The organism is Rhizomicrobium sp., from assembly GCA_037200985.1.
Classification (GTDB): Bacteria; Pseudomonadota; Alphaproteobacteria; order Micropepsales; family Micropepsaceae; genus Rhizomicrobium.
On record JBBCGJ010000001.1, the window covers coordinates 585,808 to 611,537 of the forward strand.

Consider the following 25,730-nt stretch of genomic DNA (forward strand, 5'->3'; position numbering starts at 1 on the left):
GTTTCGTCTATTTTTGACTAGATAGTCATAACATCGCGAGCGGGATGGAACAGGCCGATACCCGTCAGACGCGGCGCCGTGCGCGGACGCGCGGCGCGCTGCTCGCCGCCGCCGAGGAGCTGTTCGCGGCACGCGGCCCCGATGCCGTGAGCGTGGACGAGATCGTGGCCGGCGCGGATGTGGCCAAGGGGTCGTTTTACAATCACTTCTCCGACAAGAACGATCTCGCCCGCGAAGTCATGCTCGGCGTGCGCGGCGAGATCGAACGCCAGGTGATCGAAGCGAACCGCGGCATCGTGGACCCTGCCGCGCGCGTCGCCCGGGCGCTGTGCGTCTTCGCGCGCTACGCCCTTGAGCGGCCCGACCGCGCGCGCAGTCTCCTGCACTTGTCGCGCAACGCGACCGATCCCGACGCGGAGGTGAACGAAGGCGTGCGGCACGACGTTTCCGCCGGCCTGGCCGCCGGTCGGTTTGGCGGCGAAAGCCGCGACGCCGCGATCCTCCTCGTGATGGGCGCCGCGCAGGCCGCCTTCCAGCGCGCGCTCGATGCCGATGCGGCCACGGCGCGCAAGACCGTGACGGGCCTCGTCGCGCTCCTGCTGCGCGGCCTCGGCGTGCGCCTGGCGGAGGCGCAATCGATCGCGGCGGCAGCCGCCTCCGACATCCTCACGCGAAAGGACAGGTCATGAGCACGATCGCCGTCGACGACATCGCCCATGTCCGCTTCCGGGCGCCGGACCTGGATGCGATGGAAGCGTTCCTCGTCGAGTTCGGCCTGCAGCGCGCGGCGCTGATCGATCGCACCCTGTACATGCGGGGCACCGGGCCCGCGCCCTTCCTCCATGCGACGGAAGAGGGGCCGCCCGGATTTGCCGGCCTCGCCCTGCGCGCCAAGTCCCAGGCCGATCTCGAGCGTTTGGCGGTCAGCGAAAACGTTGCGGTCGAGGCCTTGGACGCGCCCGGCGGCGGCCATGTCGTGCGCCTCACCGATCCCGATGGAGTCGCCGTCGAGATCGTCGCCGGACAGAGCTCCACCGGCTCCATCGCGTTGCCGCCGCGCCAGCCCTGGAACGGCGCCGACGGTCGCGCACGGCTGCGGGCCGTCAAGCGGGTCGGCGCCGGTCCCGCGCATGTCCTGCGGCTCGGTCATTGCGTGCTCAACGTGTCCGACTTTCGCGCCTCGGAAGCCTGGTACAAAGCGCGCTTCGGCTTTCTCACCTCCGACGAGATCGAGCTTCAGCCGGGCTTCGCGCTCGGCGCCTTCCTGCGCTGCGACCGCGGCGAACTGCCGGCCGACCATCACACCCTGTTCCTCATCCAGAGTCCGAAAGGCCCGGGCTTCAACCACGCGGCGTTCGAAGTGCGCGATCTCGACGACCTGATGACCGGTCACGATTTCCTCCAGGCGCGGGCGCGGCAACCCGAATGGGGCGTCGGTCGCCACATCCTCGGCAGCCAGGTGTTCGATTATTGGCGCGACCCCTGGGGCCACACCGTCGAGCATTGGACCGACGGCGATCTTCTCACCGCGGCGGACGGTTCGAACAAGGCCGGTCTTACGGAGCTGCTCGGCGTGCAATGGGGACCGCCCGCGCCCCCGACCATGGGCTGAGCCGATGACCGACGCGGTCGATTGCGATGTGCTGGTCGTCGGCCTCGGGCCGGTCGGCGCGGTACTCGCGGCGCTGCTTGCGCAGCAGGGCGTGCGCGTCATCGCCATCGACCGGGACAAGGAGGTCTATCCCCTGCCGCGCGCCGCGCATTTCGATCACGAGATCATGCGCATTTTCCAGCAATTGGGCATCGCCGCCGAGGTGGCGGCACACGCCCGCGTGGCGCCGGCCTATGAATTCCGCAATGCCGCGGGCGAGGTGCTGCTGCGTTTCGACCAGGCGGGGCAGGACGGCCCCTCCGGCTGGCCGCCGAGCTTCATGTTCAACCAGCCCGGCATGGAACAGGCGGTGCGGGCGCGGCTCGCCACGTTTCCGAACGCGCAGATCCGCCTCGAACGCTGCTTCGAGAGCTTCGCGGAAGTCGAGGGTGGATTGCTCGCGGCGCTGTCGGGTCCGGCAGGATGGGAAACCGTCCATGCCAGATTCATCGTCGGCTGCGACGGCGCCCGCAGCGCGGTGCGCGAAGCCTGCGGCATCGCCTTGTTCGACTACGCGTTCGACGAGCCCTGGCTGGTGATCGACGCGGTGCCGCTGCCGGGCGCCCGTGTGCCGGACGTCTGTCTGCAGATCTGCGATCCGGCGCGTCCGACAACCTGCGTTCTGATGGGCCCGGGCCGGCATCGCTGGGAGTTCATGCTCAAGCCGGGCGAGACGCCCGCGCAGGTGCTGGACGATGCGTTCATCCGCGACCTGCTCGCCGCCTGGGATTGCGCCGACACCGTCGAGGTCGTGCGCAAGGTGGTCTATCGCTTTCATGGCCTTGTCGCGGAGTCCTGGCGGTCCGGCCGGGTACTGATCGCCGGTGACGCTGCCCACCAGATGCCGCCCTTCGCGGGGCAGGGCATGTGCTCGGGCCTGCGCGACGCGGCGAACCTTTCCTGGAAGCTCGCCGCGGTTCTCGCCGGCGCCGACGACGCTATTCTCGACACCTATCAGACCGAACGCGAGCCGCATGTTCGAGGCCTGATCGAACTCGCCATCGCGATGGGGCGTCTGGTCTGCATGTCCGATCCCGCAGCGGCGGCCGTGCGCGACGCCGGGCTGCTCGCCCAGCGCGCCGCCGGCACCAGCGCGGTGCCGCCGCTCGCGCCCGCGTCTTTCGCGGCGGGCTTTCTACTCGCCGGCAGCCCCGCCGCCGGCTCCCCGATGCCGCAGCCGCGCCGCGGCGAGCGGCGGCTGGACGATGTCCTGGGCGACGGCGCCTGGCTGATTGCGAGAGGCGCGCCGCCGCGATCGCGTCGGCTCGACGGCGTTCCGCTGACAGCGATATCGCTCGGCGACGAGGGCCTCGCCGACTTTGCGGATGTCCTGTCCAATTGGCTGGACCGTCAGGCGTCGGAGGCGGTTCTCGTCCGCCCCGACCGCTGCGTGTTCGGCTGCGGCGACCCCGACGCGCTGCTCGCCGCCTTCGCAGCACAGCTTCGCGGCACCTAAGCCGTCACTCTCCGCCGACCGGCGTGCCGCCGCCGCTCACCGCCCGGCGCGCCAGCCAGACGACGCCGATCATCGCGACGCTGAGCCAGCCCGAAATCCAGAACAGGTCGTCGCTCGACAGCAGATAGGCCTGGTCGGTGAGGCTGCGCGTCAGCAGCCGATAGGCCTGCGCGTCGGTGAAGCCGAAATGGTTCAGCCGGTCCACGGCCTGCTGCATCGCCGGGTTGAAAATGCTCGACGAGTCGGCGAGCCGGGCCTGGTGCAGCGCCTCGCGCCGGTCCCACATCGTGGTCGTGATCGAGGCGGCGAAGCCGCCCGCCGTGATGCGGGCGAAATTGGAAATGCCGGACGCCGACGGAATGCGGTCCGGCGGCACGCCGTCCAGCGAGATGGTGAGCATGGAGACGAAGAACATGCTCATCGCCACCCCCTGCACGAGCAGCGGCATGACGAAATCCCAGAACCCCGCGTCGGCGGTGAGACCCGAGCGCATGAAATAGGATATCGCGAAGGCGATGAAGGTCAGCGTCGCCATGATGCGGGAGTCGACGCGCGACATGAAGCGCGCCGCGATGGGCGTGAGCAGCACGGCGACGACACCGCTCGGTGCCGCCACGAGGCCTGCCCAGGTCGCCGTATAGTTGAGATTGGACTGAAGCCAGAGCGGCAGGAGCAGAAGATTACCGAAGAACACCGCATAGCTGAGGCTAAGCGCGATCGTCCCCAGCGCGAAGTTTCGATTCTTGAACTGGGAAAGATCGACCACCGGGTGCATGTCGGTCAGCTCCCAGATGATGAAGGCGGCGAAGCCGATCGCGGCGATGATCGCCTCCACGACGATGGTGGTCGAGGCGAACCAGTCCGCGTCCTTGCCGGTGTCCAGCATGATCTGCAGCGAGCCGACCCAGACGGCGAGCAGGATCAGGCCGACCGTGTCGATGGGCAGCGCCCGCGTCGCGGTCTCCCGGCTGGAAAGGTTGACCCAGCACAGGATACCGGCGAGCACGCCGATGGGCACGTTGATCAGGAATATCCAGCTCCAATGGTAGTTGTCGGAGATGTAGCCGCCCAGGATCGGACCCACGATCGGCGCCACCAGGGTCGTGACCGACCAGATGCCGAGCGCCGTCGACCGCTTGTTCGCCGGAAAGATCGCGATCAAGAGAGCCTGCGAGCCGGGAATCATCGGCCCCGATATCGCGCCTTGCAGCACGCGGAAGGCGATCAGCGAATTCAGGCTCCAGGCGATGCCGCAGAGGAACGAGGCGATCGTGAATCCGAACACCGCGACGACGAAGGTGCGCACGACGCCGAAGCGCCCCATCAGCCAGCCGGTCAGCGGCACCGCGACGCCGTTCGCCACCGCGAAGGAGGTGATCACCCAGGTGCCCTGGTCGGTCGAGGTGCCCAGATTGCCCGCGATGGTGGGCAGCGAGACATTGGCGATGGTGGTGTCGAGCACCTGCATGAAGGTGCCGAGCGCCAGCGCGATCGCCGTGACCGCCAGTCTTCCGCCGGCCAGCGGAGTCGGCCCGGCCGCGCCGGGCGCGCTCATGCGCCGTTCTGCTTCAGGATGCGCTTGATCAGCGCATCGGCTTCGGGGGCGCCGTCATTGCCGATGTCGCCGCGCAGCTTGCGCACCGCGACCGTGGATCCCACGGCCGAGCCGGACGTGTCGCGGATATTGACGCTGGCGACCACCGAAAGTCCGACGCGCAGCGGGTGACTGCGCAGCTCGGCCGGATCGAGCGAGATGCGCACCGGCACGCGCTGAACGATTTTGATCCAGTTGCCGGTGGCGTTCTGCGGCGGCAGCAGCGCGAAAGCGCTTCCGCTGCCCGCGCCCAGTCCCAGCACGTGGCCGTGGAAGACCACGCCGCCGCCATAGATGTCCGCGGTCACGGTGACGGGCTGGCCGACGCGCATGTCCTTGAGCTGGATCTCCTTGAAGTTGGCGTCGACCCAGACGTCATCGAGCGGCACCACCGCCATGAGCGGCGTGCCGGCCGCGATCTGCTGGCCGAGCTGCGCGGTGCGCTGCGCCACCACGCCGTCCACCGGCGCGTAGAGATTGACGTGCGAATACGCGATCGCCGCCTGGCGCAGCCGCGCCATGGATGCGAGCACGTCGGGATTGTTGGAGACCGCGGTGTTCTGCACCGCCGCCAGCGCCTGGGCGAGGCCGCTCTCGGCGGCGTGGACGTTCGCCTGCGCCGAGGTCAGCGCGTCGCGGGCGTGCACGAGCTCCTCGTGCGACACGGCGGCGCCGGCGTCCAGGCGGCGGCGATAGTCGCTTTGCGCTTGCCCCACCGCGACCCGCGCCGCGGCAAGCTGGGCGCGGTACTGGTCGACCTTGGAGAAATTCGTGCGCACGGCGCGCACCGTCTGTCCCAGATCGGCTTCCGCCGCCTCCAGCGCGACCTTCGCCTTCACCGGATCGAGTTCGACCAGCAATTGTCCGCGCCGCACGACCTGGGTGTTGTCGGCGTGCAGCGCCAGGATCGTCCCCGGCTCGCGGCTGGTGATGACGACGATGTCGCCGCCGACATAGGCGTCGTCTGTGCTTTGGAAATAAATCGCGTAGAGGAAATAATAGAGCGCATAGGCCAGCGCGCAGACCAGAATCACCGCTCCCAGGATGATGAACCAGCGCCGGCGCGGATCGGGACGATGGCGGCCGACGGGTGTTGCGTCACTCATGGGAATTGTCCGGCTTGTCGTTGACGTTCGCGCTGGCTTGACGCTCCGGCGCATAGCCGCCGCCGATCGCCATCAGCAGGGTGACGCGCGCCGCGATCGTATCGCCGGCCAGCTGCGCGCTCTGCATGCGCGTCTGGATCAGGAGGCCCTCGGCGTCGAGCGTGGTCTGCTGCGGGCTAAGGCCGCTGCGATAGCGCTCGCGCGCCAGATCGAAGCTGGCCTGCGCATCGGTCACCGCGCCGCGCTGGTCGGCGCTGCGGTCCTGCAGGCTCTTCAGGTCGGTCAGCGCGTCGGCGGTCTGGCGCACCGCGGTGACGACGGCCCAATTGTAGTTGGCGACCGCTTCATCGAGCTGCGCCGTGGCGCCCGCGTAATTCGCGTCGATCTCGCCCGCGTCGAAGATCGGTAGATGGATGGCGGCGCCCGCGCCGTACTGGAAAGAGGTCGAATTGAACAGGTTGTTGACCCCGAAGGCGGCGGTGCCCGCGAGCGCCAGCAGGTTGATGTCGGGATAATAGGCCTTGCGTGCCACTTCGCGGCCCTGGAAGGCGCTCGCGATGCGCGCCTGGGCCGCTGCGATGTCGGCGCGCCGCGCCAAGAGGTCCGCCGGAAGGACCGCCGGCAGCGCCAGCGCCGTGTCGTTCAGGTTCGGCCGCCCAATGTCATAAGCGTCGGCGCCGCGTCCGATCAGCGCCGCGATCTGGTGTACGGCGATATCGCGGGTGGCGCGCGCCTGCGTCAGGCCCTCGCGCGACAGCGCGAGCAGGGCGGAGGCCTCCTTCTGCGACGCCAAGGTGTCGAGGCCGGCGCGCACGCGCCCCGCCGTCAGCGCCAGGATGCCCTGGCGCTGCTTGACGGCCTCCTGCGCGACGTCGATCAGAACGTCGGCGCGCCACAGCCAGACATAGGCTTGCGTCACCGTGCCGGCGAGCAGCAGTCGGGATGCGGTGGCGTCGAGCGCCGCGGCCTGCGCGCTGGCGCGCGCCTGCGCGACTTGGGCCTCCTGCTTACCGAAGAAATCGATCGACCAGGAAAGATCGGCCTCGAACGAACCGATCCATCGGTCCGACCCGCCGAAAGGCGGCGGATAGAGGTAGTCGTTGCTGAAATGCTGGTGCGTTTCATTGCCGTTCAGCGTGACCTGCGGATAGGTCGCGGCCCGGGCGGCCGAAAGCTGCGACTGCGCCGCGCGCACGCGCGCCAGCGCCGCGGCCAGCGGCGGATTGCCCTTGAGTGCCTGTTCGACAAGGCCGTTGAGCTGCGGATCGTTGAACGCCGTCCACCAGGTGTCGGCGACGGCCGGTGCCGACGCGGTGCCGAGGCCCAGGCTTTCGCTCTTCAGCGTCACTTCGCGCGGCGTGGTTGAAGGCGTGTCGACGCAAGCGCTCGCAAGCGCGCCGGCAAGCGTCACGGCCAGCAGCCCCTTCATTCGGCGGCGACTTTCGCCGCCGGCTCGACGGGCGTCTTTTCCATGCGGTTCAGAAGGCGCGTCAGCAACCCGACAAGCTGCGCCGCCTCCTCGTTGGAGAAATCGCCGAGCATCTCGTTCCAGAACGCGATCGTTGGAGTCGCCATGGCCTTGGTCACGGTGCGTCCCTCCGGCGTGAGCGCCAGGTGCACCACGCGCCGATCGGTGAGGCTGCGGCTGCGCGTGACGAAGCCGCGCGCTTCGAGCTGGTCGACCACGCGTGTGATCGCGCCGCTGTCGTAGTTCATGTGGCGCGAGATGTCGGCGCAGGTCGCCGCCAGCCCGTCGCGCAGGCACATCAGCGCCACCCAGTGCGAGAAGGTCAGGCCCTCACCGGCGAAGCGGGCCTCGGCACGGGGAACCATGAGATTGGTAAGCCGACGCAGCAGGCAGCCTAGGGAGGTCTGCGCCTCGAAATTATCCTGGTCATAGAAAGGCTTGATCATATTCTGCCTACCAAGTTACTGCTCAAACAATAACTGTTCTAGCAGTGAAATACAACTTATACGAATCCGTATGCTTCGAAACGCGAAGCGATTTTTGCATTTTGGCCTGTGGCGTCCTGTCTGACTCGCTCAGGCTTTGGCGAAAACTGTCGAAAAAATGCGCCCGCATCGGGTCCCCGTCACAGGGCGCGCGCATGCACGGACGATGAGACCGACGCGTCGCGGCACGCGCGATTCACGTCGTCGGCGATGGCTTGGCGAATATCGCGCCCGAGAGACCGGCGGCTTGCCGTTTCGTAAGGGCAACCGACATCTCTTCGGATTTGTTCGCGCGCTCCGCCGACACACCCGGTAACAAATTACCTCTCCCTCGGAAGGGCTTGGGCGTGTAGCCTCCGGCCGGACTCGCGCCGCCTATGAGCGCGAGACCGACCAGGGGGTCTTCATGAATCTGCGTCGCCATGCCGGACTTGCGGTATTCCTCGCCCTCGCGCTGTGCGCCTGCGGGCAGGGCGACAAGCAGAAGCAGGCATCGGCGCCGGCCAAGCCCGTCGCGGCGGCGCCCGCGCCGGCGGCGGACAATGCCGATCCCGCTTCGCGCCTCGGCGATGCCGCCAATGTCGACGGCGACCGCATCGTCCATGCCGATGCCACGCCCGGCGACTGGCTGAGCCATGGCCGCACCTATGGTGAGCAACGCTATTCGCCGCTCAAGGACGTCAACATCGACACGGTCAAGCAACTCGGCGTCGCCTGGGAATTCCGCACCAATACGGTGCGGGGGCTGGAAAGCACGCCCATCGTGTCGGACGGAATCATGTTCGTCACCGGCTCATGGAGCAAGGTCTGGGCGCTCGACGCCAAGACCGGCCGCCAGCTCTGGTTCTACGATCCGGAAGTGCCGGGCCAATGGGCCCGCTATGCCTGCTGCGACGTCGTCAATCGCGGCGTCGCGGTGTGGAAGGGCGCGGTCTATGTCGGCACGCTCGACGGCCGCCTCGTCAAGCTCGACGCCAGGACCGGCAGGCCGGTATGGGACATCAACACGATCGACCGCACGCGGCCCTACACCATCACCGGCGCGCCGCGCGTCGTGAAGGGCATGGTGCTGATCGGAAACGGCGGCGCCGAATACGGCGTGCGCGGCTACCTGACCGCCTATGACGCCGACACCGGCAAGCAGCTTTGGCGCTTCTACGTCGTTCCCGGCGATCCCGCCTTGCCGCCGGAGGACAAGGCGATGGCCGCGGCGCTGAAGACCTGGTCGACGGGGGGCACGCAGAACAAATGGTGGGAGCAGGGCGGCGGCGGCACGCCGTGGGACGCGATCACCTACGATCCCGATCTCGACCTGCTCTATGTCGGCACGGGCAACGGCTCTTCGTGGAATCGCAACCTGCGTTCGCCCGGCGGCGGCGACAATCTCTATCTGTCCTCCATCGTGGCGCTGAAGCCGGAAACCGGCGAGCTCGCCTGGTACTACCAGACGACGCCGGGCGACGACTGGGACTACACCGCCACGCAGCACATCATCCTCGCCGACGTCGTCATCGACGGCGTCCTGCGCAAAGTGCTGATGCAGGCGCCGAAGAACGGCTTCTTCTATGTGATCGACCGCACCAACGGAAAGCTGATCTCCGCCAAGCCCTATACGACGATCACCTGGGCCAAGGGCGTCGACATGAAGACCGGCCGCCCGATCGAGACCCCCGGCGTTCGCTACGCCCGCAATCCCTCGGTCCAGATTCCCGGGCCCATCGGCGCGCACAATTGGCAGCCCATGGCGTTCAATCCGCAGACCGGCCTCGTCTACATCCCGGTGATCGACGGCAATTTCATCTACGCCCAGCAGCGCATGCTGGCCTATCATCCCGGCGCGTGGAATGTCAGCGACTTCGCGCAGCTCGGCCAGATCGTGCTCGACGGCATCAAGAAGGGCCAGACCGCCCCGCCGACCAAGGGCTATATCCGCGCCTGGGATCCGGTGGCGCAGAAGATGGTGTGGCAGGTCGAGATGACCGGCGGCTGGAACAGCGGCATGCTCACCACGGCCGGCGGGCTCGTCTTCGCCGGCGGCGCGGACGGCATTTTCGCCGCCTATGACGCAAAGACCGGCGCGCGGCTGTGGAACATCGATCTCAAGACCGGCGTGAACGCGCCGGCGATCACCTACACCGTCGACGGCGAGCAATATGTCGCCGTCGCGGCGGCCTATGGCGGCGCCGGCGGCCTGGGCGCGGTCCCCGACGCCAACACCGCCCTGATGAAATGGCGCAACAACCAGGGCCGCATCTTCGCCTTCAAGATCGGCGGCACCGGCACGGTGCAGGCGATCACGGCGGACATCAACGCCGAGGTGCCGCAACCGCCGGCCGAGACCGTCGATCCCAAGCTGGCGCAGAAGGGCTTCGCGCTGTTCCAGAACAATTGCGCGTCCTGCCATGGCGTGCTGATGCTGTCCTCCGGCGTGGTGCCGGACCTGCGCATGGTCAATCCGGACATCTGGAACCAGTACGACGCCATCGTGCTCGGCGGCGCGCTCGCGGATGCCGGCATGGGCTCGTTCAAGGACATCCTGTCGGCCGACGACGTGAAGGCGATCCGCGCCTATGCCTTGAGCCAGGCCCAGGCGCTCTATGCGAGCAAGCATCCGCCGCCGGCGACGCCGCCCGCGCATTGAGACGCGAAGCGGTTCACTGCGGCGAGACGGGACCGGCCTTGATGTCGGGATCGTTCAGGTGCTCGGCCTTCCACCGCATCATCTCCCAGATGCGTGTGCGCCCCGACGGGTGGTCGTAGAAGATCGCCTCCTCCCACGGCGCCGGATCGAGCTTGCGGTAGTTCGCGAGTTTCAGCACGGATGTGGCGAACGCGTCGGGCTTGCGCGCCGCGTTGATGCCGTACATGTCGGCCTGGATCTCCATCGTGCGGGTGATGGTGTTGAGCACCGGCGTCGCCAGCATCAGGAACACCGCGGCCAGCGCCGCCAGCACCGGCAGGCCGGCCGGATCGTCGATCCGCCGGACGTCCCAATTGCCGCCGAATATCCCGACCAGGGCCGTGAATCCGCCGTCCAGGAACAGGAACGTGACCAGCGCCACAAGCGACAGCCAGGCGAGCTGCACGACCTGATGGTTCATCACATAGTGGCCCATCTCATGGCCGAGGACGGCCAGGACCTCGTCATGGCTGCTCTTGTTCAAGAGGTTGTCGTTCAGCGAAATCCGCGTCGTGCCGAACAAGCCCGAGACGTTCGCCGAGATGCGGTCCGATTGCTTGGAAGCATCGAACAGGAACACGTCCGTCGCCGGAATGCCGTTGGCGCGCGCCAGAGACAGGATATCGTTCTTCAGGGGGCCCGCGGGCAGCGGCGTGTAGGTGTTCGTCAAGGGGGCGAGCAGCACGGGCGCAATGACGGCGACTACCGCGAAGAAGGCGGCGAAGACGCCGGTCGCCCATATCCACCAGGTCCGCCCCGCGCTGCGGATCGCCCAATAGAGAAGCGTCAGGCCGATGGTGAACAGGATCAGGTTCACGCCGGTGACGGTCAGGAATTCGAGGAACCAGCCAAAGAAAGTCTGGTTCATCAGGCCATAAGCCCTCTCGCGCAGAAAGCTCTCATAGAGCGTCAGCGGGAACGACAGCACGGTCACGATCAGGATATAGGGCCCGACATAGAGCGGCGCCTGCCAGAACGCCGAGCGCGTCTGGCGCTCGGCGAAATCGCGCAGCGCCGCGGAGAACCGCGTCCACAGCAGCAGCGCCGACACCGCGACCGCCCAGAATGTGTCGACCAGGATCAGCCAGTAGCCGCCCTCGAAATAGGAATCCGATTGCGCCCTCGCCGCGCCGCTGACGCTTGCGAGATAGGCGTTCGTCGCCTTGGCGGGATCGAACGTCACGGGCGCGCCGATGGGCGGCAGCGCGTGCGACTGGATGATCGTCACCGGTGCGGCGCGCGGCCCCGCCTGCTGTGCCTGGGCCGTGCCGGACACAAGCAGAAGCACGATGCCGATGAGCCCCAGCCAGGGCAGCGGTCTGGTCATGGAATCCTCCCGCGCGGAGACTAGTGCATGATCGGGCTTTGTAGAAGAAACGGTCCTGTCATGCCCGCGAAGGTGGGTACCCAGCGACTGGGTCGGCAGCCGGACGTGGATTCCCGGCCGCGCGGGAATGACAAATCTGGAATTGCACGCGGCAGCGGCGCCCTCGCCCAAACGCCGTTCACCCCCCGCCGGTTTGCCGCCATCCGCCGCTTGGGCTATGCGAAGCCATGACCGATTATCTCGTTCGCCCTGACGGCGGACGCATCGCTTATGACCGGTATCGGGGCCAGGGGCCCGGTGTCGTCTGGCTCGGCGGCTTCAAGTCCGACAGGACCGGCACCAAATCCCAGGCGCTCGGCGCCTGGGCGCGGGAGCGGGGCCGCGCCTTCGTGACCTTCGACTATTCCGGCCATGGCGCTTCCGACGGCGACTTTCGCGACGGAACGGTGACGCGCTGGCTGGCCGACAGTCTCGAAATCCTCGACCGGCTGACCGAAGGCCCGCAGATCCTGGTCGGCTCCAGCATGGGCGGCTGGCTCGCTTTGTTGACGGCGCTCGCGCGGCCCGACCGTGTCGCGGGCCTGCTGCTGATCGCACCTGCCGCCGACTTCACGCAAGAGTTGCTCTGGAAATCCTATCCCGACGCGGTGCGCCGCCGGATCGAGGAGAAGGGCGAATATCTCTGGCCGTCGCTCTACGACGCCGAGCCCTATCCGATCACACGCGGCCTCATCGCGGACGGACGCAGGCATCTGCTGCTCGGCGGGCCGATCGCCATCGCCTGTCCGGTCCGGATCGTGCAGGGCATGGCGGATCCCGACGTGCCGTGGGAGCATGCGATGCGGCTCCTGAACGCGCTGGGTCCCGATGCCGAGATCACGCTGCTGAAATCCGGCGAGCACCGGCTTTCGCGGCCGCGCGAGATCGCGACGATCCTGCGGCTGCTGGAAGCGATGACGTGAGATGAATCCATCAACCAAAATCCTCGCCGCGCTGCTGCTGGCCCTTGCCGCGTCCGGCGCCGATGCCGCCGGTGTCGATCAATACGACGCCTGCCTGAACCGCACCCAGAGCGATCCCGCCGGCGCGCTGACCCAGGCGTCGAACTGGAGCAAGCAGGGCGGCGGCGCCGCGGCCGATCATTGCGCCGCCCTCGCGCTGGTGGGCCTGCGCCGCTTCGACGAGGCCGCGTCGCGGCTGGACGCGCTCGCGCGCAGCCCCTTTGCCGCCGACCCGGGGCGCAAGACGGCCCTGTTCGACCAAGCCGGCAACGCCTGGCTTCTCGCCGGCCGCCCCGACAGCGCCATCGCCTCGTTCAGCGCCGCGCTCGGCGTCGATGCGTTCGACGCCGACCTGTTGGCGGACCGCGCCCGCGCGCTGGCGCTCAAGCAGAACTGGCCCAAGGCCGAGTCCGATCTGAATGCCGCGCTGCTGGTCAATCCCGACCGCGCCGATCTCTACGTCCTGCGCGGCAGCGCCCGCCATGCCCTGGGCCGCAAGGCCGATGCGCGCAGCGACTTCGACCGCGCGCTCAGGCTCCAGCCGGGCAATGCGGATGCGCTGGTGGAGCGCGGCACGATGAAGTTCGAAGCCGGCGATGCCGCCGGCGCAAAGACCGACTGGCAGGCGGCCGTCTCCGCCGCCCCGAACAGCGCCGCCGGACAGGCAGCGCGCCAGCGTCTTGCCGACAGCACGGCGCCACACTAGGCAACCGCCGATCTATCGGTCGGCATCATTTCGGATCGGACGTCCGGATCGCTCTCGGCCCGCTGCGGCAGCGCGATGCCCAGCCGCCCAAGCGCCCACACTGCCATTGCCCGCACGAGCGGCGACCCGTCGTCCAGCAAACGCAGCGCTTCTTCGCCCAACGCCGCGTTGCCGCTGTTGCCGATGGCGATCAGCACATTGCGCACGAAGCGGTCGCGCCCGATGCGCTTGACCGGCGATTTGCGGAACAGGGCGCGAAACGCCGCGTCGTCGAGACGCGCCAGTTCCCGCAGGGACGGCGCCGTCAACTCTGTGCGTGCGGACAGCAGCTGCTCGCGACCCGCCTGCGCGAACTTGTTCCACGGGCACACCGCCAGGCAGTCGTCGCAGCCATAGATGCGGTTGCCGATCGCTGCGCGGAATTCGCGCGGGATATGTCCTTTGTGCTCGATGGTGAGATAGGAAATGCAGCGCCGCGCATCGAGCTGATATGGCGCCGGAAACGCGTCCGTCGGACAGGCATCGAGGCAGCGCCGGCACTGCCCGCAATGGTCGGCCTCGGCATCGTCCGGCGCGAGGTCCAGGCTGGTGAAGATCGAGGCCAGGAAAAGCCAGGAACCGAACTCGCGACTGACCAGGTTGGTATGCTTGCCCTGCCAGCCCACGCCGGCGGCCTCTGCCAGCGATTTTTCCATCACCGGCGCGGTGTCGACGAACACCTTCACCTCGCAAGCGAAATCCTTCGCGATGCCGCCCGCCAGCCGCTTAAGCTTGGCCTTGATCACGTCGTGATAGTCGTCGCCCTGCGCATAGACCGAGATCGCGCCCAGGTCGGGCCGCGCCAGGACATCGAGCGGATCGCCGTGCGGCCCGTAGTTAAGTCCCAGCACCACGACGCTCTTCGCCGCCGGCCACAAAACGTCGGGATAGGCCCGCCGTGCCGCGTCGCGCGCCAGCCAGTCCATCGTGCCGTGCCGCCCGTCGGCGAGGAAGGCGCCGAGCCTTTCGGGCGCGCGCAGCGGCGCCGCGGCCCGCGCGAAGCGCACCATGCCGAACCCTTCCGCGCCCGCGCGCGCGCGGATCGCGGATTTGGGATCAGAAATCGAGCTCGGCATAGCTCGCCGTCGGCGGCTGTCCCGGCACGCGGTCGGCGAGCAGGGTGCGGAACGAGGGCCGCGATTTTATCCGGACGTACCATTCCGCCGCCTGGGGATAATCCGTCCACGGAATTTCTCCGAAATAGTCCAGGCAGGAAAGCTGCGCCGCGACCGCGAAATCGGCGATGTTGCAGTCGCGGGCCGACAGGTTGCCGTTGGCGTCGGTCGCCTCGCCCAGCGTCTTCAGCACGGCCTTCAGGGCCTCGCGCCCGCCCCGGATCACGTTCATGTCGGGCGCCGAGCGCTGCGGCGCACCGGTGTAGCGCTGCGCCCCCTTTTCGAAGAGGATGCGCCGCGTGACCTGCTCGTGCAGCGGCCCGCATGCCCAGTCGAGCCAGCGCAGGGCCTCGCCCCGCGCCGCCGGGTCCTCCGGCATGAGGGGATTATCGGGATAGGCGCCTTCGAGATGGTCGACGATGGCCCACAGGCCCGTCGCCCGCGTCCCGTCGAGGTCGACGAAGACCGGAAGATGCGCCAGCGCGTCGTCGGACAGCACCGGATCGCAGGCGAGCCGTTTCTCGCCCACCAGCAGCCGCGCCAGCCGCGAAGCGGGCGAAAGCGTCAGATGAATCAGTTTGCGCATGGCGCGGCAATGTAGAGCATATTTGCCGCGGCTAAAATTACTTCACGCACCAGTCCAGCGCGTCGCGCACCACCTGGCGCTGGCGCTCGACCAGCGTCCCGGTGCGGTGGCGCACATAGCGGCCCGGATGCACCGCCTGCCACCGCTGCGGGTTGGGCAGGATGGCGGCGAGCCGGGCCGCCTGGGCCTGGCTCAATTGCGCGGCCGGTATGCCGAAATAGCTCTGCGACGCGGCCTCCGCCCCGAAATTGCCGTGCCCCCAGTCCACCACGTTGAGATAGACGGTCAGGATACGCTTCTTCGGCCACAAGGCTTCCATCAGGACGGTGAGATAGGCTTCGGTGCCCTTGCGGATGAAACTGCGCCAGGAGGTCAGGAAAACCTCGCGTGCCGTCTGCTGGCTGAGGGTGCTGGCGCCGCGCAGCGCCTTGTGCCGGACGCGATAGTCGTGCCAGGCATCCTGCATTTCCTTCCAGTCGAAGCCGTCATGATTGCAGAAATTCTGGTCCTCGGCGCCGATCACCGCCCGGCCCAGATAGGGCGAGATCGCGTCCGCGCCGCGCCAGGCGTAATGGACCTCGTCGAAGGTCGCGAGCCGCAGGAGGATCTGCGGCGTGACCGGAACGGGCACGAAGCGGAAGATCAGCAGAAGCAGGACCGGAGCGGGCAGGGCGAAGAAGAACAGCAACGCGAGCACGCGCCGCACCCAGGGCGTCCTTGCGCCCTCTCGGCCGTACCAAAGCCAGCGGAAGAACCCTCCCGCCTGGCCGGTCGCGCCCGGCTCGTCGTCCCCAACCATGCGCCAGCATAGCAAACTCCTGCCATGCCGGCGCAAGGCTGGCAGGCAGTTACTTGATCTTGCCGGACACCGTATCGAACGTCGTCGACAGGTTGGTACCGACGACCTGCACCGCGCCGATGATGACGACGGCGATGAGGGCGGCGATCAGCCCGTATTCGATGGCGGTGGCACCGGATTCGTCGCGAAGGAAAGTCTGGATCAGCTTGGACATGGAAAACCCCGTTGCAGAATTCGAATGGCTGCGCCCATTGCGGCGCGGTTGGATGCTGCCATCTATGTCTTTCGACAAATTTACATTCAGTCGTTAAAATCGAATTGAATTTGCCGACAATGGAGTGCGAATGTCCCGCCCGGCCGCCTCTTCCGCGGCTTCGTGGCCGGGTGCGGGAAAATACTTATGGGCGATATTGTTAATTCGGTGCTCCTCGGCATCGTCGAGGGGCTGACCGAGTTCCTTCCGGTTTCCTCGACCGCGCACCTTCTGGTCAGCGAGAATTTCCTCGGCCTGAGCAAGGACCAGTGGGAAGTCTTCACCGTCGTCATCCAGTTCGGCGCCGTCCTCTCCGTGGTCGCGGTCTATTGGCGCAAATTCTGGGACGTCCTGGTCGGCCTGCCGAGCCGGCCGCAGGCGCGGCAATTCACGCTCAACGTGCTCGTGGCCTTTCTGCCGGCGGCCGTGCTCGGCGTGGCCTTGATCAAGGTGATCAACGGCTTTCTTCTCGACCCGCAGCGCGCCCTGCCGGTCATCGCCGCCTCCTGGATCGTCGGCGGCATCGTCATCCTCCTGTTCGAGCGCATCGCACCGGTGCCGCGCTACATGGACGGCGACAACCTGCCGCTGGGCAAGGCGTTCCAGATCGGTCTGTGCCAGTGCCTGGCGCTGCTGCCCGGCGTCTCGCGCTCCGGTGCCACGATCCTCGGCGGCGAGCTGCTCGGCGTGGACCGCAAGGCCGCGGCCGCCTTCACCTTCTACCTCGCCGTCCCGACCATGCTCGGCGCGAGCGTGTTCGAGCTCTACAAGCACCGCGCGGCGCTGACCGGCGCGAACCTTCAGATCATCGCGATCGGCTTCGTGGTGTCGTTCATCGTCGCCTGGATCGTCGTGAAGACGTTCATCGGCTTCGTCGGCCGTTTCGGCCTCAAGCCCTTCGGCTGGTACCGCATCCTGGCCGGCCTGGGGATTATCGCGGTGCTGGCGTTGCGCTGACGCGGTCGCGGACCAGTTCCTCGTACTGGCCCTTGGACCGGAAGCGCCACAGATAGGCCGGCACCTCCGCCTCGACCGACGCCGGCGCGATGCCGAGCGCGGCCAGGCCGTTCTCGCCGGTCACCACATTGTCGGATTTGAGCAGCGTCACCTGATCGGGCGTCAGGAGCGGCTTTGGCAGGAATTGCAGGAACAGCGCCTTGAGCGTCGCGAGCGCGAAGGGCACCGGCACGAGCAGCCGCTGGCGGCCGGTCTCCCGCAGCACGATCTGCATCAATTCCTTGAACGTATAGACCGCCGGCCCACCGAGTTCGTAGATCCTGCCGCCCAGCGCCGGATCCTGCGCCAGCCGGGCGATCGCGGCGGCGACGTCGCCGACGAACACCGGCTGGAACCGCGTATGCCCGCCGCCGATCAGCGGCAGCGCCGGAAGAATGCGGGCAAGCGCCGCGAAGCGGTTGAAGAAATCGTCCTCCGGCCCGAACACCAGCGACGGCCGCACGATGGCGGCTTCCGGGAAGGCGGCGCGCACGCGCTCCTCGCCTTCGCCCTTGCTGCTGGCATAGGCGCTGGCGGCGTCCTTGTCGGCGCCGATCGCCGAGACCTGCACCAGGATCCTGGCGCCGGCCGCCTTCGCGGCCTTGGCGATCGTCTCAGCACCCTCGACATGCACCGCCTCGAAGCTCTGCCCGCCGCTGGGGGCAAGGATGCCGGTCAGGTTGACGACCGCGTCCGCCCCGGCCACCGCCGCCGCGACCTCGTCCGCCTCGCGGACGTCGCAGCGCAGCAGCACGATCTGGCCGACCGCGCCCATCGGGCGGAGGAAGAATCCCGCATTGGGATAGCGGACCGCGACGCGGATGCGGTGGCCGGCCTTGGCGAGCGCGCGAATCGTATGGCGGCCGAGGAAGCCCGTTCCGCCGAACACCGTGATCTGGGACTTGGTCATGGGACGCTTCTTAGCGGGCCGGCGCGCTTCAGAAAAGGCCGCGCCTTGCCGCGCCGCTCACTCGCGGACATAGGCCCGCTCGCCCGTCCCGGGCTCGATATAGACGGTCACGTTCTGGCCGGTCTCATCGTCGACGAAGCGCTCCGCCGTGCGCTGCCAGCCCGGACCCGGCCGCGCCGGCGCGAGGGCCTTGTAGCGGAAGCGCTCGAACAGGACGGCCAGCACGAGGACCGCGCCCCAGGCGCCGAAGACCGCCGCCAGCGGGAACGCGCCGGTGGCGAGCGCGATCAGGCCGCAGAAGAGCGCCGCGGCGCCGATCGCGATCAGGGCGGTGCGCAGCATCTTCAGCCCTCCGGCTCGAGCACCACGGCGGTGCCATAGGCCACGATCTCGCTCATGGTCTGGCCGATCTCCGAGGAATCGAAGCGCATCATCACCACCGCGTTGGCGCCCATCGCGGTCGCGTTGCGCACCATGCGGTCGATGGCCTGGCGTCGGGTCTCTTCCAGGAGCTGCGTATATTCATGAATCTCGCCGCCGACGATCGAGCGCAGCCCGGCCATGATGTTTCCGCCGAGTCCTCGGGAACGGACCACCACGCCGAACACCTGGCCCAACACGGCCTTGGCACGCTGCCCGCGGACGTTTTCTGTCGTGGTCACCAGCATCGCATCCTCACTGACCGCTGCGCCGCCGAACGCGGTGCATTCATAAGATAAGGCGTGCGGACGCCGGGCAGTAGGCGCGGCGAGGGAATTATGTGTGGGCTGTCGTAAGGTCTTGGCGGGGTTGCTTCATTGACAGCGCGGGGCGAGGTCCCTAAACATCGCGCCCTTCCATCGCCCAGATGGCGGAATTGGTAGACGCACTAGTTTCAGGTACTAGCGCCGCAAGGCGTGGAGGTTCGAGTCCTCTTCTGGGCACCATTTGTTCTTTCGCCAACGTTCGCGAAAGACCGCAAATCCCGCAAAACCCAATGAAATAGCGACTTTAGCGTTCGCCATCGTTCGCTGTCGCTCTGGGCTACCCGAGAAATTCGTGGGTATTTTATGGGTACAGGGCGGTCACAAAAGACCCCTGTGGGTACGGAAACTCGTCGTCACGAGAGGGACACAATCATGGCTCTGACGGATGTCAAATGCAGGGGCACCAGACCCGAGAAAACTCGTCAGAAACTCTCGGACGGGGGCGGTCTGCAGCTTTGGATTCAACCGAATGGGGCCCGGCTCTGGCAGCTCATCTATCGCTATCAGGGGAAACAGGCACAGATGGCGCTCGGTCCATATCCTCAGGTTTCGCTTCTCGACGCTCGAACCAAGCGGGATGAAGTGAAAGCGAAAATCCGTTCGGGTATCGATCCTGCTGCCGAGAAGCGCCTCGTGGCGACGGCCGAGCCGGGACCGGGCGACACCTTCAAGGCGATAGCGCTGGAGTTTATTGCCAAGTGCCGGCGAGACAATTTGGCGGCACCGACGATGGTGAAAAAGGAATGGCTGTTGGATTTCGCATATCCGATGCTCGGTTCGAAACGAGTTTCCGAGATTCGACCAGTCGATGTTCTCAAGGTTGTCCAGGAAATCGAATTCAAAGGGAACTACGAGACCGCGCGCCGCTTGAAATCGACGATCGGACAAGTCTGTCGCTATGCAGTGGCCACCTCGCGAGCCGAGTTTGATCCCACCCCCGTGTTGCGGGGAGCCATCACTCCCCCAAAGGTAACCCCGCGGGCGGCGATAACCGACCCGGAGAAATTTGGCGGCTTGCTCCGCGCCATAGATGGATTCGACGGACAGCCAGCGACCATCGCTGCGCTCAAGCTTATGGCCCTTCTATTTCCTAGACCTGGCGAACTGCGCTTTGCGGAATGGACTGAGTTCGATTTCGACAAGTCGATTTGGACCGTCCCTGCCGAAAAGACAAAGATGCGGCGCGAACATCGCATTTTTCTTGCGCGCCAGGCAGTCGAGACATTGGAGGATCTGCGCAAGATCACCGGCCATCGCAAATTGCTGTTCCCAAGCTTTCATGGTGCCGCAAAGCCAATTTCGGAGAACACCTTGAACACTGCGCTACGCAGAATGGGGTATGGGCAGGAAGAAATGACATCGCATGGCTTTCGGGCCAGCGCTTCGACCTTGCTCAACGAGTCCGGCAAGTGGCATCCCGACGCTATTGAACGGCAGCTGGCGCATGTCGAATCCAACGATGTCCGGAGGGCCTACTCCCGCGGCTCATTTTGGGATGAACGCGTCCGAATGATGTCCTGGTGGGCCGACTACCTTGACCAACTTCGGAATGGCGCAAATGTCAGGCAATTCCGCAAAGCTTCCTGAATTCGCCCATTCACGCACGGACCGACGCCTTCACCTGCGAAAGAATGCTGCATGAACCAAGCCAGCGAGTACAAATGGTACGTCTTCAGCGTGAAGCGCGACGAACGGAGAACCCCAAAACGGTGGGATCAGACTCGACCTAATTTTAGCGATAGATAGCGCTTTCGCTGGGTGGGCTATCTTGGTGACGGCAAGGCACGCCGTGGCGGATGATATTGAGTCATGGCCGGTATTTGATGTCTCAGTTCCTGAGCGCACGGTCGAACACTCGGACGGGCGACGGGCCCCGAGGACAGATTGCCTCCCTTCCAAGTTCAGGCTTGGTGCAACATGCAGATCAAGCGGATGGCCAACGGTGACGAGCCGGACCTCGCTTTGGCCGGCGAGGCAGCGGTAGAGCAGTTCAAGGCTTTGGAGGGGTGCTATCTCCGGGCCTGGTTGAAGCGAGACGCTGTCAAGGCATCTAGCGCGAGCGCTGTCACCTGACTTCGCCACCTTCTCAGGCATTGAGTCCGACTTGTGTCTCGCTGGACCCTGGGGCGGCTCGCAAGCTTCTGATCGCCGCTGCTCCGATTTCACAATCGCCGCCGACCGTACACGGTGCGCCCGCCGCAGGCGTGGAAGGAAATCCACCGAGGCGGAAGGAATGTCGGTGCAGACGCGGAGTTCAATAGAGGAGTTTTCCACATCGCGTTCAACCGCTTGGCTGCATTCGTGTAAATCGGAGTACGTCCACTAGGTTCCCGCCCAGTTGAAGCGTATAGTTGTCCCGGGAGTGGCCGTGCGTGCCGCGCCATGCCTAATTGACATAGCCGCGCTTACGCAAGACTCGCCATCGGCGGTCAACCTCCGTGCACTATCCGACCGGCAACGCCGGGGAGGGCATTATGATGCTCAAGGTTCTCATCGCAGAAGACGAGTTACTCATCGCCGATGCACTCGAAGAAGCGCTTATCGAAAATGGCTACGAGGTCTGTGGCATAGCCCGGAATGTGGAGCAGGCCGTAGTGCTCTGCGAACTGCATCTTCCCGACCTTGCCGTTCTCGACGTTCGGCTTGCCAAGGGCGACCGAGGCCCGGAGATTGCCCGGCGGTTGAGCAGCAAAGGAAAGATCGGCGTACTGTATGCAACTGGCGACGATGCCCGCATAAGCACGCTAACGTTCGCCGATGGTGAGGCTTCAATCACAAAGCCGTATCGCACGGTTGATGTAGTTCGCGCCTTGGCAATCGTCCGCGAGATCGCGACAGGCGGAACGGCCGTACCGCCGTTCCCCACGGGCTTTCGTTTGTTGCCCGAATTCGGCGCGCGGCCCGCCCCAGTGTCGGCGGCGTGACAGAGGCGCGTACGACTGAGAAGCTACTGCGTCAGCAGGCGGCGCTTGCGGATTTTGGCAGCTTCGCGTTCAGCGAAACGGATCTGAAAAAAATACTGACGGAAGCAGCGCGCATTTGTGCGCAAAGCCTGAGCGTGCCCTTCGCAAAAATCTGCCGCTATCGTGCTGAGCGGAATGACCTTCTCATCGAAGCAGGTTACGGGTGGCATGCGGGCGTTGTTGGCTATGTTGTGTCTCCAGCAGATGAAAGCTCGACGCAGGGTCGGGCCTACGTCACCGGGAAGCCCGTCATCTTGGAAGACCTTGCGAAAAACAACAGCTACGCGCTGCCGCCGTTCTATGCGGAGCATGGCGTTGTCGCGACCGTCGACGTCCTGATCAAAGGCAACGCGGGGCCTTGGGGTGTGTTGGAGATTGATAGCCCGATTGCGCGTGCATTCGATCAGCACGACATCGCCTTTCTGACCGGCTTTGCAAACGTCGTTGCGGAAGCGGTCACCACCGCAGAACGAACTGCTGCGCTGCAAGCGGCGGTCGAGCGGCAGACATCCCTGATTGCCGAGAAGGACAGGTTGTTGGTGGAGCGCCAGGGGCTTTTGGTCGAGAAGGATGTATTGGCCGAGGAGTTACAGCATCGAGTTCGAAACAACCTGCAACTAATATCGGGAATGCTGAATCGTCAAATCGACTTGAGTGACGAAGCCGATAAAGAGGGAATACGTGCCATCGCGCGGCGGGTGATGAGCCTGGCCGCAATCTACGACCATCTACTAGGAAACGGGCTCACCCGCACCATAGATTTCGACAAATACGTGAGATCGATCTGCGAGAGCTTACGGGACTTTCAGGATACTCGGGAATTTGGCGTGACGCTTACTTGCGAAGGCGCGCCAGACCCGTTGCCGCTTGACCTCGACTCCGTGACCGCCCTCGGCATTGTCATTGCTGAGATCGTTTCGAATGCCTATCTCCATGCGTTCCCTGGGCGCGAGGGAACAATCCGTCCAACACTGACGCGGGACGCCACAGGCGCAACACTTACCATTGGCGATGATGGCATCGGATTTGTGGAGCCGCCCTCAAGCAAGCGTCACGGCCTTGGACTGGTGAGGCGTCTGATGGAGCAGATAGGCGGTACAGTAGGCGTCGTCTCGGACCATGGTACGAAGTGGACGCTGGGGTTTTCGACGCTCGAAGGAAATTGAACCCAGTTTGTCTGGCAACCCGAACTTCTTCGCAAATTCCGAACGCCGCGCGGTATAGTTCGGCGCGACCTTCGGGTAGTCGAGCGGCAGCCTCCATCTCCAACGCCGGTACAAAGTCAATTGACCTTGGAGAGCGAGCTCTGGAGCGGACAATTCTGCCAAACTCACCGACCGTCTGATTAGGAGGCCGCACACGATCCAAAGCGGAAGCTCGAAACCGTCACGCCTCCCATGAAATCGTCCTGATGGTAGAAACAGACTCCCGGGTCTTCGCCGGCGGAGCCGACGGCGACCATCAAAGGCAACAAATGGTCCTCGTTCGGGTGGGCGAAGCGCGCCTGGGGCGCGTCACTCCATCTGCAAAGCCGATCGCGTCGGTCGGCGGGCGACAAATCTGCGAGCGTCTCCTGAAGCCAGCCATCGAATTGGCGCGAAGGTCCGGCGGCCCCCCGATCCATCCGGCGCAAATTGTGATAGCTCAGACCGCTGCCGAGGATCAGCACCCCCTCTTCGCGAAGCGGAGCCAGTAGTCGTCCGGCCTCGATGTGGGTCGATGGATCGTATCCCGCCTTCAGCGACAGCTGCACGACTGGAATGTTGGCTTCGGAATAGAGAGGCTCCATCACCGTGAAGACCCCGTGATCGAAACCGCGAGTCTCATCGCTCAGGCAGTCCAAGCCGCCCCCGGCGAGCAGCGACTGGACGCGAGCCGCAAGCTCGGGCGAGCCTGGCGCCTTGTACTGCACATGATAGGTATGCTCGGGAAACCCATAATAATCGTAAATCATCGACGGACGTGGGCTCGCCGACACGGTGAACTCCCTGCACTCCCAGTGGCCGGAGATTATCAACACCGCGCGAGGGCGGACGCCGAGTTGGCGTCTAATATCGATGATCGATGCCTCGAGCTTATCAAAAAGGCTTCCCCATTCTTCCTTCATGTAAGGCCAGGGGCCACCCCCATGGGACAGAAAATAAGTGGGAAGGCGGAGAGAAGACATTTGGTTTGCCGATCAACTAGGTGCCATCGCAGTACCTTATCAACTCCACGCCGCTGATCATCATGCAAAATCTTCATGTAGCATTCTTTCGCAGCCAAACATCGACATGCGGGCTTTCCCGCGCGACGCCCTGACGCTGCGTGGAGTGGCGGCGAGCGCTTCCGTCGCGCGGCGAAGGACGCCCGCGATCAAGAGCGTGTCCGGTGGTGCCAGTCGATAATGACTAGGCGGCCCGGTAGCTTCGGGCTTGCCTGGAATAGGGCCAGGGTTCGACGCTGGCGCGGATTTCCTTCTGGACATGACGTTCAACTGGGGGGCGGTGTGAGCCAGCATTTTCTTCGCCCCAGATAACCGTCACATCGTTGCCAAACTGAGCGCTGGGTTCGTTCAAAATCGCAAGCGATATCCATTTCCGATAGGCTGGGATGAAGCATGGATAGGTCGAGATGCCGACCATCTTCCCCTTGTGCATCACCTTGTCATAGGGGTGCGCAGCATAGTGTCCATTGGGATATTCCAGGAATTTTCCGTTGGCGCCTTCGTTGAACTGGCTGGCATGGATCGCCGTGACATCTTCGTCTTTCCACTCGAGCGTCACTTTGCGCCGACGCGGTCCGTCGGTCATCTTCTCAAGCGCGTCGCGGCCGATGAAGTCGTGATCGAACTTCACCAACCGTCCATAGTCGAGATCCCAAGGCGTCAAATAGTAGTCCTCGACATTGTCGGAGTAGAAGCTACCCCCGAGTGAGGCGAGGGCCTCGAAACTGTCTTCCTTCAGCCATTCGCGGTAGGGCCGCATCTTCTCGCCCGTGTAGATGGCTTGGAGCGGAGAGGGAATCCAGCCAGCTTCGACTGCGCATATGCCATAGGCGCGCCTTCCGACCAGACGCAGGCCGAATTCCTTGCCCGCTTCGATGATCGCGGCCTTTACCTCGGGGCCGTGTTCCTGCGGACCCCAGAACTCGAGTCCTGGCGCTCCAGCAAAACTATGGGCGAGCGCGCGCAATGAACGTCCTGCGACACGGATTTCGCTCATTTGGAAAAATTTGATGCTGGGGAGGGGGTTGCCGTTCAATTTCTCGAGGAGTGCCCAGGCGTTCGGCCCTTGAAGTTCGAACCGAAATGTCTTGCGCGGCTTCGGGTTGGAAACAAAGCGCTCGTCGCGTTCAACCCGGACATCGTAGCCGCCGGTTTCCGCGTGATACTGAACCCAATTCGCAACCGGCGGTCGGCCGACGATGTTGACCTTGTCGTCCTCCAGCCCGAACAGGACCATGTCGCCGATAATGAAGCCATCATAGTTGCAGCACACGAGCTGCTTTCCCTTGTTCTTGCCGTAGCTCTTGAAGGTGTTGACGCCAACATCCGAGAGCAGACGGATCGTGTCTGGCCCCTCGACATAGAGATCGGTCATGTGAAGAGATTGATCGAGAAGTCCGACGGTCTCGTGCCAGGAACGCCCCTCGTCCCGCCAATTGGTGAACTCCGCCTGAACCGGATATACATAAGCGCCCATCTGCGAATTGCGGAGCATGGCCACCGGATTGCCCCAGTGGTCTATCTTCTCCTGAAGACTCTTGAACATGAGTTTTCTTCTCCCAGACTGCAGCCTGTTGCTGTGTTGGAAAGGCGAGCCACGCCTCAGTGTCGCCGCATCGCGTTCAGAGTGCCCGCGCCACTCC

Annotated in this window: 24 protein-coding genes and 1 tRNA gene; 11 read left to right on the forward strand and 14 right to left on the reverse strand. The window is 65.3% G+C overall.

Annotated features, from left to right (window positions below; translation table 11 throughout):
* The first annotated feature begins 44 nt into the window (after positions 1-44).
* Genes WDN01_02535 through WDN01_02545 form a run of 3 tightly spaced genes read left to right on the forward strand, consistent with a single transcriptional unit; the run spans position 45 to position 3,107 of the window.
* Complete coding sequence (locus WDN01_02535) at positions 45-689, forward strand: TetR/AcrR family transcriptional regulator (protein ID MEJ0024881.1); 645 nt, start codon at positions 45-47, stop codon at positions 687-689.
* Positions 686-1,612, forward strand: coding sequence for a VOC family protein (locus tag WDN01_02540; protein ID MEJ0024882.1), 927 nt, complete (start codon positions 686-688; stop codon positions 1,610-1,612). The genes WDN01_02535 and WDN01_02540 overlap by 4 nt, the downstream gene beginning before the upstream one ends.
* Positions 1,613-1,616: 4 nt before the next feature.
* Entirely contained in the window at positions 1,617-3,107 is a 1,491-nt protein-coding gene (locus tag WDN01_02545; protein ID MEJ0024883.1) for a bifunctional 3-(3-hydroxy-phenyl)propionate/3-hydroxycinnamic acid hydroxylase, read from the forward strand.
* Positions 3,108-3,111: 4 nt separating this feature from the next.
* Here WDN01_02545 and WDN01_02550 read toward each other — a convergent pair whose 3' ends face one another.
* From WDN01_02550 to WDN01_02565, 4 genes are read right to left on the reverse strand one after another with little or no spacing between them, the layout of a single operon-like run.
* A complete protein-coding gene (locus WDN01_02550; protein MEJ0024884.1) occupies positions 3,112-4,662 on the reverse strand; it encodes a DHA2 family efflux MFS transporter permease subunit in 1,551 nt (516 codons plus the stop codon).
* Complete coding sequence (locus WDN01_02555) at positions 4,659-5,807, reverse strand: HlyD family efflux transporter periplasmic adaptor subunit (GenBank protein MEJ0024885.1); 1,149 nt, start codon at positions 5,805-5,807, stop codon at positions 4,659-4,661. The genes WDN01_02550 and WDN01_02555 overlap by 4 nt, the downstream gene beginning before the upstream one ends.
* The gene (locus tag WDN01_02560) at positions 5,800-7,236 is read right to left on the reverse strand and encodes an efflux transporter outer membrane subunit (GenBank protein MEJ0024886.1); all 1,437 of its coding nucleotides are present in this window, start codon (positions 7,234-7,236) and stop codon (positions 5,800-5,802) included. The genes WDN01_02555 and WDN01_02560 overlap by 8 nt, the downstream gene beginning before the upstream one ends.
* Positions 7,233-7,721, reverse strand: a complete 489-nt coding sequence (locus WDN01_02565; GenBank protein ID MEJ0024887.1) for a MarR family transcriptional regulator — start codon at positions 7,719-7,721, stop codon at positions 7,233-7,235. Before WDN01_02565 ends, WDN01_02560 begins: the two co-directional genes overlap by 4 nt.
* Before the next feature lie 445 nt (positions 7,722-8,166).
* Between WDN01_02565 and WDN01_02570 the strand changes: the two genes are divergently transcribed.
* The gene (locus WDN01_02570) at positions 8,167-10,401 is read left to right on the forward strand and encodes a PQQ-dependent dehydrogenase, methanol/ethanol family (GenBank protein MEJ0024888.1); all 2,235 of its coding nucleotides are present in this window, start codon (positions 8,167-8,169) and stop codon (positions 10,399-10,401) included.
* A gap of 13 nt (positions 10,402-10,414) precedes the next feature.
* Here the strand turns inward: WDN01_02570 and WDN01_02575 are convergent, their stop codons facing one another.
* A complete protein-coding gene (locus WDN01_02575; GenBank protein MEJ0024889.1) occupies positions 10,415-11,767 on the reverse strand; it encodes a M48 family metallopeptidase in 1,353 nt (450 codons plus the stop codon).
* A gap of 227 nt (positions 11,768-11,994) precedes the next feature.
* Between WDN01_02575 and WDN01_02580 the strand changes: the two genes are divergently transcribed.
* Both WDN01_02580 and WDN01_02585 read left to right on the forward strand, forming a co-directional pair.
* A complete protein-coding gene (locus WDN01_02580; protein MEJ0024890.1) occupies positions 11,995-12,729 on the forward strand; it encodes an alpha/beta hydrolase in 735 nt (244 codons plus the stop codon).
* Position 12,730: 1 nt separating this feature from the next.
* Positions 12,731-13,474, forward strand: a complete 744-nt coding sequence (locus WDN01_02585) for a tetratricopeptide repeat protein (GenBank protein MEJ0024891.1) — start codon at positions 12,731-12,733, stop codon at positions 13,472-13,474.
* On the opposite strand, the gene queG is transcribed toward WDN01_02585, so the two are convergent.
* Genes queG through WDN01_02605 form a run of 4 tightly spaced genes read right to left on the reverse strand, consistent with a single transcriptional unit; the run spans position 13,471 to position 16,227 of the window.
* Positions 13,471-14,589: a tRNA epoxyqueuosine(34) reductase QueG gene (queG, locus tag WDN01_02590; GenBank protein ID MEJ0024892.1), complete on the reverse strand. Its 1,119-nt coding sequence runs from the start codon at positions 14,587-14,589 to the stop codon at positions 13,471-13,473. The genes WDN01_02585 and queG overlap by 4 nt on opposite strands.
* Positions 14,570-15,214: a glutathione S-transferase family protein gene (locus tag WDN01_02595; GenBank protein ID MEJ0024893.1), complete on the reverse strand. Its 645-nt coding sequence runs from the start codon at positions 15,212-15,214 to the stop codon at positions 14,570-14,572. Before WDN01_02595 ends, queG begins: the two co-directional genes overlap by 20 nt.
* 37 nt (positions 15,215-15,251) lie before the next feature.
* On the reverse strand, positions 15,252-16,013 hold the full coding sequence (mtgA, locus tag WDN01_02600; protein MEJ0024894.1) for a monofunctional biosynthetic peptidoglycan transglycosylase: 762 nt from the start codon (positions 16,011-16,013) through the stop codon (positions 15,252-15,254).
* A gap of 49 nt (positions 16,014-16,062) precedes the next feature.
* On the reverse strand, positions 16,063-16,227 hold the full coding sequence (locus WDN01_02605; protein MEJ0024895.1) for a Flp family type IVb pilin: 165 nt from the start codon (positions 16,225-16,227) through the stop codon (positions 16,063-16,065).
* A 186-nt stretch (positions 16,228-16,413) separates the two neighbouring features.
* On the opposite strand from WDN01_02605, the gene WDN01_02610 reads away from it, so the two are divergent.
* The gene (locus tag WDN01_02610; GenBank protein ID MEJ0024896.1) at positions 16,414-17,223 is read left to right on the forward strand and encodes an undecaprenyl-diphosphate phosphatase; all 810 of its coding nucleotides are present in this window, start codon (positions 16,414-16,416) and stop codon (positions 17,221-17,223) included.
* Here WDN01_02610 and WDN01_02615 read toward each other — a convergent pair.
* Genes WDN01_02615 through WDN01_02625 form a run of 3 tightly spaced genes read right to left on the reverse strand, consistent with a single transcriptional unit; the run spans position 17,198 to position 18,840 of the window.
* Positions 17,198-18,172, reverse strand: coding sequence for a complex I NDUFA9 subunit family protein (locus tag WDN01_02615; protein ID MEJ0024897.1), 975 nt, complete (start codon positions 18,170-18,172; stop codon positions 17,198-17,200). The two genes, WDN01_02610 and WDN01_02615, sit on opposite strands and share 26 nt — an antisense overlap.
* 57 nt (positions 18,173-18,229) lie before the next feature.
* A complete protein-coding gene (locus WDN01_02620) occupies positions 18,230-18,514 on the reverse strand; it encodes a hypothetical protein (protein MEJ0024898.1) in 285 nt (94 codons plus the stop codon).
* A 2-nt stretch (positions 18,515-18,516) separates the two neighbouring features.
* Complete coding sequence (locus WDN01_02625) at positions 18,517-18,840, reverse strand: heavy metal-binding domain-containing protein (GenBank protein ID MEJ0024899.1); 324 nt, start codon at positions 18,838-18,840, stop codon at positions 18,517-18,519.
* A 173-nt stretch (positions 18,841-19,013) separates the two neighbouring features.
* Here WDN01_02625 and WDN01_02630 point away from each other — a divergent pair.
* The 4 genes from WDN01_02630 (at position 19,014) to WDN01_02645 (ending at position 23,047) form a co-directional block, all read left to right on the forward strand.
* Positions 19,014-19,098, forward strand: a tRNA-Leu gene (locus WDN01_02630).
* Between the two features lie 192 nt (positions 19,099-19,290).
* The gene (locus WDN01_02635; GenBank protein ID MEJ0024900.1) at positions 19,291-20,505 is read left to right on the forward strand and encodes an integrase arm-type DNA-binding domain-containing protein; all 1,215 of its coding nucleotides are present in this window, start codon (positions 19,291-19,293) and stop codon (positions 20,503-20,505) included.
* Between the two features lie 890 nt (positions 20,506-21,395).
* Complete coding sequence (locus WDN01_02640) at positions 21,396-21,842, forward strand: response regulator (protein MEJ0024901.1); 447 nt, start codon at positions 21,396-21,398, stop codon at positions 21,840-21,842.
* Positions 21,839-23,047, forward strand: coding sequence for a histidine kinase dimerization/phosphoacceptor domain -containing protein (locus WDN01_02645; protein MEJ0024902.1), 1,209 nt, complete (start codon positions 21,839-21,841; stop codon positions 23,045-23,047). Before WDN01_02640 ends, WDN01_02645 begins: the two co-directional genes overlap by 4 nt.
* Before the next feature lie 179 nt (positions 23,048-23,226).
* Here the strand turns inward: WDN01_02645 and WDN01_02650 are convergent, their stop codons facing one another.
* Together WDN01_02650 and WDN01_02655 are read right to left on the reverse strand one after the other, a co-directional pair.
* Positions 23,227-24,048: a class III extradiol ring-cleavage dioxygenase gene (locus WDN01_02650; GenBank protein MEJ0024903.1), complete on the reverse strand. Its 822-nt coding sequence runs from the start codon at positions 24,046-24,048 to the stop codon at positions 23,227-23,229.
* A gap of 223 nt (positions 24,049-24,271) precedes the next feature.
* Positions 24,272-25,633, reverse strand: coding sequence for a hypothetical protein (locus tag WDN01_02655; protein MEJ0024904.1), 1,362 nt, complete (start codon positions 25,631-25,633; stop codon positions 24,272-24,274).
* Between the last annotated feature and the right edge of the window lie 97 nt (positions 25,634-25,730).

What these genes read in the sequence shown, in the direction of transcription:
- WDN01_02575 (MEJ0024889.1), bottom strand. Translation starts at nt 11,767, where the DNA reads ATGACCAGACCGCTGCCCTGGCTGGGGCTCATCGGCATCGTGCTTCTG.
- WDN01_02570 (MEJ0024888.1), top strand. Translation starts at nt 8,167, where the DNA reads ATGAATCTGCGTCGCCATGCCGGACTTGCGGTATTCCTCGCCCTCGCG.
- WDN01_02615 (MEJ0024897.1), bottom strand. Translation starts at nt 18,172, where the DNA reads ATGACCAAGTCCCAGATCACGGTGTTCGGCGGAACGGGCTTCCTCGGC.
- WDN01_02585 (MEJ0024891.1), top strand. Translation starts at nt 12,731, where the DNA reads ATGAATCCATCAACCAAAATCCTCGCCGCGCTGCTGCTGGCCCTTGCC.
- WDN01_02580 (MEJ0024890.1), top strand. Translation starts at nt 11,995, where the DNA reads ATGACCGATTATCTCGTTCGCCCTGACGGCGGACGCATCGCTTATGAC.
- WDN01_02540 (MEJ0024882.1), top strand. Translation starts at nt 686, where the DNA reads ATGAGCACGATCGCCGTCGACGACATCGCCCATGTCCGCTTCCGGGCG.
- queG (MEJ0024892.1), bottom strand. Translation starts at nt 14,589, where the DNA reads ATGCCGAGCTCGATTTCTGATCCCAAATCCGCGATCCGCGCGCGCGCG.
- WDN01_02560 (MEJ0024886.1), bottom strand. Translation starts at nt 7,236, where the DNA reads ATGAAGGGGCTGCTGGCCGTGACGCTTGCCGGCGCGCTTGCGAGCGCT.
- mtgA (MEJ0024894.1), bottom strand. Translation starts at nt 16,013, where the DNA reads ATGGTTGGGGACGACGAGCCGGGCGCGACCGGCCAGGCGGGAGGGTTC.
- WDN01_02655 (MEJ0024904.1), bottom strand. Translation starts at nt 25,633, where the DNA reads ATGTTCAAGAGTCTTCAGGAGAAGATAGACCACTGGGGCAATCCGGTG.
- WDN01_02595 (MEJ0024893.1), bottom strand. Translation starts at nt 15,214, where the DNA reads ATGCGCAAACTGATTCATCTGACGCTTTCGCCCGCTTCGCGGCTGGCG.
- WDN01_02535 (MEJ0024881.1), top strand. Translation starts at nt 45, where the DNA reads ATGGAACAGGCCGATACCCGTCAGACGCGGCGCCGTGCGCGGACGCGC.
- WDN01_02565 (MEJ0024887.1), bottom strand. Translation starts at nt 7,721, where the DNA reads ATGATCAAGCCTTTCTATGACCAGGATAATTTCGAGGCGCAGACCTCC.
- WDN01_02620 (MEJ0024898.1), bottom strand. Translation starts at nt 18,514, where the DNA reads ATGCTGCGCACCGCCCTGATCGCGATCGGCGCCGCGGCGCTCTTCTGC.
- WDN01_02625 (MEJ0024899.1), bottom strand. Translation starts at nt 18,840, where the DNA reads ATGCTGGTGACCACGACAGAAAACGTCCGCGGGCAGCGTGCCAAGGCC.
- WDN01_02635 (MEJ0024900.1), top strand. Translation starts at nt 19,291, where the DNA reads ATGGCTCTGACGGATGTCAAATGCAGGGGCACCAGACCCGAGAAAACT.
- WDN01_02640 (MEJ0024901.1), top strand. Translation starts at nt 21,396, where the DNA reads ATGCTCAAGGTTCTCATCGCAGAAGACGAGTTACTCATCGCCGATGCA.
- WDN01_02610 (MEJ0024896.1), top strand. Translation starts at nt 16,414, where the DNA reads ATGGGCGATATTGTTAATTCGGTGCTCCTCGGCATCGTCGAGGGGCTG.
- WDN01_02650 (MEJ0024903.1), bottom strand. Translation starts at nt 24,048, where the DNA reads ATGTCTTCTCTCCGCCTTCCCACTTATTTTCTGTCCCATGGGGGTGGC.
- WDN01_02545 (MEJ0024883.1), top strand. Translation starts at nt 1,617, where the DNA reads ATGACCGACGCGGTCGATTGCGATGTGCTGGTCGTCGGCCTCGGGCCG.
- WDN01_02550 (MEJ0024884.1), bottom strand. Translation starts at nt 4,662, where the DNA reads ATGAGCGCGCCCGGCGCGGCCGGGCCGACTCCGCTGGCCGGCGGAAGA.
- WDN01_02605 (MEJ0024895.1), bottom strand. Translation starts at nt 16,227, where the DNA reads ATGTCCAAGCTGATCCAGACTTTCCTTCGCGACGAATCCGGTGCCACC.
- WDN01_02555 (MEJ0024885.1), bottom strand. Translation starts at nt 5,807, where the DNA reads ATGAGTGACGCAACACCCGTCGGCCGCCATCGTCCCGATCCGCGCCGG.